Source organism: Crenobacter caeni (assembly GCF_010435965.1).
Taxonomy (GTDB): domain Bacteria; phylum Pseudomonadota; class Gammaproteobacteria; order Burkholderiales; family Chromobacteriaceae; genus Craterilacuibacter; species Craterilacuibacter caeni.
The window spans coordinates 177,907-188,139 of sequence record NZ_JAAGAA010000007.1; the positions used below are offsets into that span (position 1 = coordinate 177,907).

General features: G+C 65.9%; 11 protein-coding genes. All 11 read left to right on the plus strand.

Annotation, left to right across the window (positions count from 1 at the left end; translation table 11 throughout):
* The first annotated feature begins 1 nt into the window (after nucleotide 1).
* Nucleotides 2-1,414, plus strand: coding sequence for a chain length determinant protein EpsF (gene epsF, locus GZH52_RS10045; protein ID WP_163316324.1), 1,413 nt, complete (start codon nucleotides 2-4; stop codon nucleotides 1,412-1,414).
* Nucleotides 1,407-2,291: a polysaccharide biosynthesis tyrosine autokinase gene (locus tag GZH52_RS10050; protein WP_163316325.1), complete on the plus strand. Its 885-nt coding sequence runs from the start codon at nucleotides 1,407-1,409 to the stop codon at nucleotides 2,289-2,291. Before epsF ends, GZH52_RS10050 begins: the two co-directional genes overlap by 8 nt.
* A gap of 9 nt (nucleotides 2,292-2,300) precedes the next feature.
* Nucleotides 2,301-3,164 carry an exosortase B gene (xrtB, locus tag GZH52_RS10055; protein ID WP_163316326.1) on the plus strand — a complete coding sequence of 288 codons (864 nt, stop codon included), beginning with the start codon at nucleotides 2,301-2,303 and terminating at the stop codon, nucleotides 3,162-3,164.
* Nucleotides 3,161-3,850: an exosortase-associated protein EpsI, B-type gene (gene epsI, locus GZH52_RS10060; RefSeq protein WP_163316327.1), complete on the plus strand. Its 690-nt coding sequence runs from the start codon at nucleotides 3,161-3,163 to the stop codon at nucleotides 3,848-3,850. The genes xrtB and epsI overlap by 4 nt, the downstream gene beginning before the upstream one ends.
* Nucleotides 3,843-5,375 carry a hypothetical protein gene (locus GZH52_RS10065; RefSeq protein ID WP_163316328.1) on the plus strand — a complete coding sequence of 511 codons (1,533 nt, stop codon included), beginning with the start codon at nucleotides 3,843-3,845 and terminating at the stop codon, nucleotides 5,373-5,375. Before epsI ends, GZH52_RS10065 begins: the two co-directional genes overlap by 8 nt.
* A complete protein-coding gene (locus GZH52_RS10070; protein WP_163316329.1) occupies nucleotides 5,338-6,561 on the plus strand; it encodes a glycosyltransferase family 4 protein in 1,224 nt (407 codons plus the stop codon). Before GZH52_RS10065 ends, GZH52_RS10070 begins: the two co-directional genes overlap by 38 nt.
* A 27-nt stretch (nucleotides 6,562-6,588) precedes the next feature.
* Entirely contained in the window at nucleotides 6,589-7,044 is a 456-nt protein-coding gene (locus tag GZH52_RS10075; protein WP_203525702.1) for a serine O-acetyltransferase, read from the plus strand.
* A 12-nt stretch (nucleotides 7,045-7,056) separates the two neighbouring features.
* Nucleotides 7,057-8,130, plus strand: a complete 1,074-nt coding sequence (locus tag GZH52_RS10080) for a glycosyltransferase (RefSeq protein ID WP_163316330.1) — start codon at nucleotides 7,057-7,059, stop codon at nucleotides 8,128-8,130.
* Between the two features lie 81 nt (nucleotides 8,131-8,211).
* Nucleotides 8,212-8,661 carry a glycosyltransferase family protein gene (locus GZH52_RS10085; protein WP_163316331.1) on the plus strand — a complete coding sequence of 150 codons (450 nt, stop codon included), beginning with the start codon at nucleotides 8,212-8,214 and terminating at the stop codon, nucleotides 8,659-8,661.
* Nucleotides 8,658-9,140 (plus strand): glycosyltransferase, encoded by a 483-nt coding sequence (locus GZH52_RS10090; RefSeq protein ID WP_163316332.1) that lies wholly within the window; start codon nucleotides 8,658-8,660, stop codon nucleotides 9,138-9,140. Before GZH52_RS10085 ends, GZH52_RS10090 begins: the two co-directional genes overlap by 4 nt.
* A 13-nt stretch (nucleotides 9,141-9,153) precedes the next feature.
* A partial coding sequence (locus tag GZH52_RS10095) for a Gfo/Idh/MocA family protein (RefSeq protein ID WP_163316333.1) occupies nucleotides 9,154-10,233 on the plus strand: 1,080 nt, incomplete at its 3' end.

The following is a 10,233-nucleotide window of genomic DNA, read 5'->3' on the forward strand; positions in this document are numbered from 1 at the left end:
CATGGACCTGCAACGTCTGCTCTTGATCGTGCGCGCCCGCTGGAAACTGGGTGTGTGGGTGCTCGGCCTGACCGTGCTGACCGCGCTGGCGGTCAGCCTTGTCTTGCCTCGGCAATATGTCGCGTCGACCGCCGTGGTGCTCGACGTGAAGTCGCCCGACCCGGTCGCCGGCATGGTGCTGCCCGGCTTGATGCAGCCGAGCTATCTTGCGACCCAGATGGATATCATCAAGAGCGAGCGGGTTGCCGCGCGCGCCGCGCAGTTGCTGGGCCTGCAAAACGACGTGGCGTTGCGCGGCGAGTGGATGGCCGCGACCGGCGGCAAGGTCGATTTTGCCGCCTGGATCGGCCAGCAGCTCAGGGGCGCGCTGTCGGTCAACCCGGTGCGTGACAGCACGGTGCTCAATATAGACTTCGTTGCCAAATCGCCTGAATTTGCCGCGCAGGCGGCCAACGCCTTTGCCCGCGCATACATCGATACCAGCATCCAGTTGCGCGCGGCGCCGGCCCAGCAGTACGCCGGCTGGTTCGACGATCAGGTGCGCATGCAGCGTGAACAGCTGGAGAAGGCTCAGCTGGCACTCTCTGCGTTCCAGCAGAAGACCGGCATCGTCGCCAGCGACGAACGGCTTGACTTCGAGACGGCCAGGCTCAACGACCTCTCTTCGCTGCTGACCCAGGTCGAGTCGCAGAAGATGGAGGCCGACAGCAAGGCGCGTACGGCGCAATCGGCCAACCTGCCCGAGGTGCTACAAAACCCGTTGGTAGTCCAGTTGCGCGGAGAGGTCGCGAGGCTGGAGTCCGAGCTGCGCCAGCAGGTCGCGCGCACCGGTGTCAACCATCCTCAGGTGCGCCAGTTGCAGGCGCAGCTCTCCGAGCTCAAAGGCTCGCTGTCAGCCGAGATCGCCCGCGTGCGGGCGTCGCTTGGCGCCAGCGGCAAGGCCGGACTCTACCGGGCCGAAGACCTGCAGGCGGCGATCGCGCAGCAAAAGAACAAGATCCTCGAGCTGAAAAAGGAGCGCGACGAGATCAGCGTGCTGCAACTGGAGGTCGCCAACGCGCAGAAGGCGTACGACGCGGTCAGCGCGCGCGCCGCGCAAAGCCGGCTGGAGTCGCAGATGGTGCAGACCAACGTCAGTGTGTTGAGCCGCGCCGAGTCGCCGCTGATCCCGGCGAGCCCCAAGATCCTTCTCAACCTGGTGGTGGCGACGGTGGTCGGCGCCGTGCTCGCGCTGGTCGCGATGCTGGTGCGTGAGACGCTCGACCGCCGCGTCAGGCTCGATGGCGAGCTGGTCGAGATTTGCGGCGTGCAGCAAATCGGGTCTTTGCAGCGGGTGAGGCAGGCGACCGAGACGCCCGCCAAGCGGCTGAGCCCGCCGGGCGCACCACAACTGGGGGAGAATTCGCATGGCTGAAACTGGTCAGCGCCTGGGGGCGCACGAGATCGCGAACGGCAGCGAGCCGCGGCTGGGCGAACTCCTGCAAGGGGAGGGGCTGCTTGGGCCGGGCGACCTTGAGCGGATCGCTGACGAGCAGGCCAAAAGCGGCATGCGTTTTGGCGAGGCTGCAGTCAGCCTCGGCCTGATCAGCCAAGACGAGCTGATGCGCGCGCTGTCGCGCCGCTACGATTACGCCTACCTGCCCGCCGGCGGCCACAACCGGCTGCATCCGTCCCTGCTCGCGTTGTTCGACCCGTTCGCGACCGGCTGCGAGGCGCTGCGCAGCCTGCGCAGCCAGCTCTTGATCGACGTGTTCGGCCAGGGGCGCGCGACGCGTGCGCTCTCGATCGTCAGTCCCGGGCACGGCGAGGGGCGCAGCTACGTTGCTGCCAACCTGGCCATCCTGTTTTCGCAGATGGGCGAACGTACGCTATTGATTGACGCCGACCTGCGCAAGCCCGGCTTGCACGAGCTCTTTTGCCTGGACAACCGTTATGGTCTCTCCAACCTGCTGGCCGGTCATTGCGCGCTCAACGACGCGATCGACGTGATACCCGAGTTGCCCAACCTGACAGTGCTCAAGGGCGGGGCGGTGCCACCTAACCCGCTCGAACTGTTGAGCCGGGGGCGCCTGCGCGAGCTGATCGACCTGGTGCGCAAGCATTTCGACGTGATCCTGATCGATACCACCGCGGCGAACGACGGCAGCGACGCCGTGCGCGTCGCGCACGCGGCGGGCTTTGCGATGGTGCTCGCCTGTGCCGGCCAGACCGGCGTGCGTCCGCTCACGAGTCTGGTGTCCCAGTTGCGCCAGGCTCACGTCGAGCTGGCCGGTTGCGTGATGAACCGCTAGGGGCGCGCGATGCCGACCTGCAAGCTGCTTTCCGCGCCGATCCGGCTTTGGTATCCCGCAGCCTGGTTGGTGGCTGCTGGCCTCGCCGCCTTGCTGCTGCCGACCGTATGGCGGCTGTACGGGGGCGTGTGGCAGCACGAGCAGCAGGGGCACGGCCCGCTGGTGCTGGCGGTGGTGCTCTGGCTGTTCTGGCAAAAGCGGGGCGAACTCTTGGCGCTTGAAATGCGCCCCGCACCGCTCTCTGGCTGGAGCCTGCTGATCCTCGCCTTGCTTGGCTATGTGCTCGGCCGCTCGCAGGGCATCCTGCTGTTCGAAGTTGGCGTCTTTCCCGTACTGGTCGCCGCGCTGCTGCTGCTCTTTATCGGGGTGGAAGCGGTGCGGTGCGTGTGGTTCGCACTCTTTTTCATGCTGTTCCTGATCCCGCTGCCCTTGGCCGTGGTCGACGCGCTGACTGGGCCGATGAAGCTCGCGGTGTCGGTCGTCGTCGAATGGCTGTTGCAACTCTTCGGCTACCCGGCGGCCCGCAGCGGGGTGATCCTGCAGGTGGGACCCTACCAGTTGCTGGTCGCCGACGCCTGCGCCGGGCTGCAGACGCTGTTCACACTCGAGGCGATGGGGCTTCTGTACCTGAACTTGGTGCGCACGGCCTCGTGGTCGCGCAATGTGGTGCTGGCCTTGCTGATCGTGCCGATCAGTTTCATGGCGAACGTGCTCAGGGTGCTGATCCTGGTGCTGATCACCTATTACTTCGGCGACGCCGCCGGACAGGGCTTTTTGCACGGCTTCTCCGGCATCGTACTGTTCATGCTCGCCCTCTTGATGATCATCGCGACCGACGCCTTGTTGCGCCTGCCTGCCAGGAGTGCGTCATGAGCGGACAAACTAGGCGGGCTTTCCTTGCTTCGGCGCTGATGGGCGGTGCCGCGCTGGCCGCGTGGGCGGCGACGCCGACCCGCCTGCTCGCCGCCGGCCGCCCCGCGGCTGCGCTCTCGGCCCAGCTGCCGCAGGCTTTCGGCGCGTGGCGGGTGGACGAGGGCGCCGCGCGGCAGGTGGTGAACCCGCAGCAGCAAAGCGAACTGGCCCGCATCTACGCCGACACGCTCTCGCGTGTCTACGTCAACGACGAGGGGCAACGCATCATGCTCTCGCTCGCCTACGGGCGCGACCAGCGCGACGGCATGGAATTGCACTACCCGGAGGTGTGTTACCCGGCGCAGGGCTTCCGAGAGCAGGCGGCGCGCGACGCGACGCTCGCGCTGCCCGGGCGGCAGATGCCAGTGCGCGAACTCTTCATGACGCTGGGTGGTTACCGCCGCGAGCCGGTCACCTACTGGTCGCTGGTCGGCGACGAGGTGGTGCGCGGGCGGCGCAGCAAGAAGATGGCCGAGATGGCGTACGGCCTGTCCGGGGTGGTCCCGGACGGGCTCCTGTTCCGAGTCTCGAGCATCGGGCCGGACGACGCGGCCTCGTACGCGCTGCACCACGACTTCGTGCATGCGCTGTACGGCGCGCTTGACGAGAGCGCCCGCGACAGGTTTTTCGGGAGGGCGCATGGCTAGCCTGCTGCCGCTGCGCGCCTGGTGGCCGGAACCCCTCTCCCGTCTCAAGGCCTACCTGCCCGAGATGGTGGCCTTTGCCGTGTCGGCGCTGTTGGCGGTTGCCTCAGGCGTGCTGGTCGCCCACGGCAACCCGGTGAATGTCGCGCTGCTCATGGGCATGGTGGCCGGTTTTGTGCTGCTGGCCAGGCCGCAGCTGATCGTCTGGCTGATCCTGGTGGGTACCTTGCTGGTGATGGGGCCGGTCGGCCTGTTCTTTCCAGGACTGCTCAAGATTTCGTGGGCATTTTCACTGCTGGGCGTGATGTTGTTGGGCATTGCCACCGTCCGCCTGCTGTTGAATGCGGACGCACGCGAGGGCATGCCGGTCTTTGTCTGGCTGCTGGCTGCCTTGCCGGTTTACGCCGTGCTCGCCTCTTTGCCGGCGGACAGCTCGCTGAACGAGTCGGCGGCCGGCTGGAAGCGGATCTTCCAGTTCTTCGGCCTGCTGCTGTTCGTCGCTGCCTTGCCGGTCAATGCAGACAGCGAGCGGCTGCTGGCGCGCTGCTGCCGCTTCCTGTTCTGGCTTGCGCTGCTGCAATTGCCGTTTGCGCTCTACCAATACCTGTTCCTCGTCCCCTTGCGTATCGGCATGGGCGATGGGGTGGTGCCGATCGACATCGTCAGCGGCAGCTTCGAGGCGAACATGACCGGAGGCGGCTCAAGCGGGACGATGGCGATGTTCCTCCTGTGCGGGCTGGCCGGCACGCTGACGGCGTGGCACCGGCGCGTGATCCCCGTCTGGGGGGCGCTCGCGGCCGTACCCTTGCTCTGCGCGCCGCTGCTGCTGGGTGAAACCAAGGTGGTACTGATCCTGCTGCCTGTCGTGCTGCTGTTTGCCTACCGCGACGTGATCAGGCGCAGTCCCTTGCTAGCCGTGCTGCTGGTGCTGTTGCTCGCCAGCGCGATGGTCGCGCTGTTGTGGGTGTACTTCGTGTTCTTCAACGACGGACTGCTCACCCCCGAACAGCAGTTCGTGCAGGCGATCGCGTACAACTTCGGCGAGCACGGCTACGTCGACCGCTACAGCCTCAACCGCACGACGGTGCTCTCCTTCTGGTTTGCCGAGCACGGCTGGCACAACCCGCTGGAAACCTTCTTCGGCCATGGCCTGGGAGCGTCGTATTCCGCGGACGCCACGCTGCAGGCAGGTTACCTGTCGCGACGCTATCCGCTGATGAACATCAACCTCAACACGCTCTCGACACTGTTGTGGGACACCGGCCTCGCTGGCGCGCTGCTGTTCTGCCTTGCGCTATTTGCCCTGCTGCGCTCCACGTGGCGCGTGCAGGCGCCACCGGGCGTCGCCGCGGCCTTGCAGGTGGCAGCCTGCTGCTTCCTGCTGGCACTGTGGTACAGCGACGCGCTGATCGTCGCGTCGAGTTTCGAGGTGTTGTTCGCTTTTGCAGCCGGGTACCTTGCCTGGCTGGTCAAGAAGGAGCGCAAGCGCGATGAAGCTGCTGTACCTGACCCGCGAACCTTGTCCTAGCTTGCGCGCGGACCTGGCCGTGCTGTTCGGCAAGGTGTTGCCTCAATACGGCATCCAGTCGGACCTCGTCGGCGAGCGCGACGCGGTGCTATCCGATGTCTGGGGCGGCGGTCGCATCTTTGCGCGGCCGGTGTATTCGCGCATCCGGCGGTTGGCGGTCAAGTTCCTGTCGCTAATCGACGCGTACCGCCTGTGCCGGCAGGGCGGTTACGACGCCTTGCAGGTGCGCGACCGCATTCTGGGCGCCGCGGCAGGGCTGATGATCGCCCGCCTGTTCGGTCTGCCTTTTTATTACTGGCTGTCCTTGCCGTTTCCCGAAGCGTGGATTGACCTTGGCCGCGGGCGGGCACCCAGCGCTTCGTCGCGCCTGCAGCGGCTGCTCTGGCGCATCCGCGGGACGTTGGCGTTCTGGCTGCTCTACCGGGTGGTGCTGCCGCGCGCCGACCATGTGTTCGCGCAGAGCGAGGCGATGAAGGCGGTGCTGGCCGGCTACGGCGTGCCAGCCGAGCGCATCAGCGCTGTGCCGATGGGGGTGGACATGCAGCCTGGCCAGCCCCTGCCCGAAGCCACGGACGACCCCTTTTACCGGGACAAGACGCTGCTCGTCTACCTGGGCGCGCTCGAGCGGCTGCGCCACCCCGAGGTGCTGCTCGAGGCGCTCCTGATGGTCAGGGCTAAACGCCCGGACACGGTGCTGCTCTTGATCGGCGACTCGGAACTCGCATGCGACCGCGCGTGGCTTGCCGCGCAGATCTCCGGCCGGGGCCTGTCGGACTGTGTGCGGGTGACCGGCTGGCTGGCGCAGGCCGAAGCCTACCGCTACTTGCGCGCGGCGGCCGTCGGCCTGTCGCCCGTCCCGCGCAGCCGGGTGTTCGAGGTGAGTTCACCGACCAAGGTTGCCGAGTACCTGGCCAACGGTTTGCCGGTGGTCGCCAACGATCAGGCCGACCAGGCGCATGTGCTGCAAATGACCGGTTGCGGGGTCAGCGTACCCTTCGACGCTGGTGCATTCGCCGACGCGATCCTCGGGCTGCTGCAGGACCCGGAGCGGCGCGCACAGATGGCCGCGCGTGCGCCGCAGGCCATTTACGCGCTCAGGAGTTACGACGTGCTGGGTAAGCGGCTGGCGACGGTCTACCGCGCGCTTGAAAAGCGCGGACAACTGGCCGAGCTTTTCGAGGTGTGAGCACCTATCGACTTTCAGGGGACGACCATGCCGGTGATTGCGATCTACCGCGCCGCGCGCTGGTGCCACCAGCGCCGGGTGCCGTTGCTGCCCACGCTGCTCAAGGTGTTCAACCGCATCGCGTTTTCAGTCGTGTTGCCGCCGGCGGCCCAACTGGGGCGCAACGTGTTGCTGAGTTACCAGGGGCTGGGTACGGTCATCCACAAGGCGGCGGTGATCGAGGACGACGTGACCATCGGCAGCGGCGTCACCATTGGCGGGCGCTCAGGGCAAGCGGGCGCGCCGAGAATCGGCCAGGGCACGATGATCGGCACCGGTGCGAAGGTGCTCGGCGCCATCCGGGTAGGTCGGCACGTGTCGATCGGTGCGAACGCGGTAGTGCTCGATGATCTGCCTGATTACGCAGTGGCCGTCGGCATGCCGGCGCGGGTTGTACGCATCAACCGTCCCGAAGACCTGCCCGACTACCGGGACTTCAGCTAACAAGGAGGGCATGTGGCGGCCAGCGGCAAGAAGATCGTGATGGCGGGCGTGGCGATGCAGTCGCCTGGCGGGATGACCAGCGTGGTGCGTTGCTACCGCAAGTTCGGCCTGTTCGAGCGGCACGACGTCGTTTACCTGGAAACCTACCGGAACCCGGGGCTGCTCAGCCAGCTCAGGGTCTTCGTCCCTGCGGTATGGAGGCTGTTGGGCATGCTGCTTGGCAAAGAGGTGGCGCTGTTGCATGTGCATACGGCGTCCTACGGGAGCTTTGGCCGCAAATCTATTTTGTGCGCGCTCGCGCAGGCGTTTTCCGTCCCGTATATCGTCCACGTCCATTGCGGCGAATTCCTCGACTTTTACCAGCGCCACAGTGGGCGGCTTTCGGGGCGCTTTATTGCAAGAACCTTGAACCACGCCTGCCTGGTGTGGGTGCTGTCCGAAGGCTGGAAGGAAAAATTTTTGGCCACCTTCCCGCTTGCGCGGGTCGAAGTGCTGACCAACCCGGTCGAGCCGGCCCAGGGTGTGGGCGAGGTGTCGGCGGCGACGCGCTACATCCTGTTCCTTGGCCGTTTGCGGCAGAAGAAGGGCGTATACGACCTGGTGCGGGCGTTTGCCCGCATCCGCCCCCAATTCCCGGACGTGTCGCTGGTTCTGGCGGGAGACGGCGAGTTGGAGGAGGTCGGCCAACTGGCTGCCGAGCTTGGGGTGGCCGACGCGGTGCGCCTGACAGGGTGGGTGGAGGATGATGCCAAGCAGCGGCTGCTGTCCGGGGCAGAAGTCCTGGCCTTGCCTTCCTATTTCGAGGGGTTGCCGATATCGATCCTGGAAGCGATGGCTGCCGGCGTCCCCGTCATCGCCTCGCGGGTCGGCAGCATCCCGGAGGCGCTGGAAGACGGACGCTGCGGGGTCTTGTTCGAACCGGGCGACGTCGATGCCCTGGCGGATGGATTGAAAAGCCTGCTTGAAAACAGTTGTTTTGCATCTATGCTTTCATCATTGGGGCTCGAGCGGGTCAACCAGCATTACGCGGTAAAGCCTGTCATCCACAGGCTGGAGAAGGTTTACCGAGAGTGCTCGATCAAGTAATCCCCGCTGCCATCGCTTGCAGCCTGCCGCGGCTAGCAGCCCGCTCCGGTCGGCCGCTTAACTCAATCTGCCGGGGTGAACATGAAACTCAAGGTGCTTGCGGTCGCGTCGGGCGGAGGGCACTGGACGCAGATGATGCGTCTGGTTCCAGCCTTTTCCGGCTGCGAAGTGGTCTTCGTGGGGGTCAAGGCGATGTATCGGGATGACGTGGCCGGCGCGCGTTTCTATGCCATCCCCGATGTCAGCCGTCTGCATCTTGCGAGCCTGCCCCGGGCGTTGTTTGCCTTAGCCGGCATCCTGCTGCGTGAGCGCCCGCAGGTCGTGGTGACCACCGGATCGGCGCCCGGCTTGCTGGCGCTCAGGCTCGCACGGCTGTTGGGCATGCGTACCGTGTGGATAGACAGCGTCGCCAACGTCGAAGAGTTGTCCTTGTCGGGGCGCAAGGCTAGGCGCTATGCCGATCTCTGGCTGACCCAATGGCCGCATCTGGCCAAAGAGCAGGGACCCGAGTACAGGGGGAGCCTGCTGTGAAAATCTTCCTGACCGTCGGCTCCATGCTGCCGTTCCCGCGCCTGGTGCGGGCAGTCGATGCCTGGGCCGCCCAAACCCCGCAGGCCGAGGTGTTCGCACAGATCGGTGACGGCGCTGAGACGCCGCAACATTTTCCGTCTTCACCCATGCTCGCGCCCAAGTCGTACCGCCAGCACTTTGCCGAGGCGGACCTGGTGGTGTCGCATGTAGGCATGGGGACGGTGATTACCGCCGCCGAGCTCGGTAGACCCCTGTTGCTGTTGCCCAGGCGACCGGACTTGGGTGAGGTGACCAGCGGCCATCAACTGGCGACCGCGCAGTGGCTGCGCGACAAGCCCGGCATCACGATCGCCGAAGAGGTTGCGCAGTTGTTGTCGTTGCTGGACGCCGGCGCCTGGCGCTCGGGCAGGATAGACGTGGCAAGCCATGCGCGGACAGACCTGTTGCAGGCCGTCCGGCAATTCATCCATTCAAGTTGAGGCGGGGGGACGCATGACGACGTTGCCGATCAGGGTCGCGGTAGTGGGGCTTGGCAAAATGGGCTTGTCACATCTGGCGATCATCAACGCGCATCCTGACGTGCGCGTGTGCGCGATTTGCGATGCCAGCGGGTACGTGCTTGACGTGCTGGGCAAGTACACGGGCCTGAAGACGTTTACCAATTACCAGTCGATGCTCGCCGAGGTCGAACTGGACGCGGTGGTGATCGCGACGCCGACTAGCCTGCACGCGACCATGGTCAGGCAGGCGCTGGAGCGCGGCCTGCACGTGTTCTGCGAAAAGCCGTTCTGCCTTGATAGTGACGAGGGAGAGGCGCTAGTTCGGATGGCCGCCCAAAGCGCTCTGGTCAACCAGGTCGGTTACCACAACCGCTTTGTCGGTGCCTTCCAGGAGGTGCAGCGCCTGCTCGCGCAGGGCGTGATCGGCGAGGTGACCCATGTGAAGGTCGAGGCTTACGGCCCGGTCGTCCTGAAGGGAAAAGGGGGGACCTGGCGCGCGGAACACGGCAAGGGCGGGGGGTGCCTGTACGACTACGCGGCGCACCCGCTCAATCTGCTGACCTGGTATCTGGGTACCCCGCAGGGCGTGGGCGGGACTGTCCTCAACCCGGTGTTCTCCGAGCACGTCGACGACGAGGTGTATTCGACCCTGTACTACCCGGACGGCGTGAGTGCCCAGCTCTCGGTCAGCTGGAGCGACGAATCGTTCCGCAAGATGAGCACCAGCGTCACCGTGCTCGGCAAGCAGGGGCGGATCCGTGCCGACCGCCAGGAGTGCCAGGTTTTCCTGCGCAACAACGCCACGCTACCCGACGGCTACACGCACGGTTGGAATATCCGCTACACGACCGACCTGACTTTGCCCGTGTGGTTCTACGTGCGCGGCGAGGAGTATTCCGCACAGATCGATTATTTCATCGCGAGGGTCAAGACGCAGACCGCGGCGGGCAACGTCAACGACTTTGCCTCGGCGCTGGCCACGGACAAGGTGCTGGCCATGCTGGTCGTGGGCGCGGCCCACGGGGCGGCGCCGCCCCCCCGGGGGCCGGGGGGGGCGCCCCACAATCAGCGC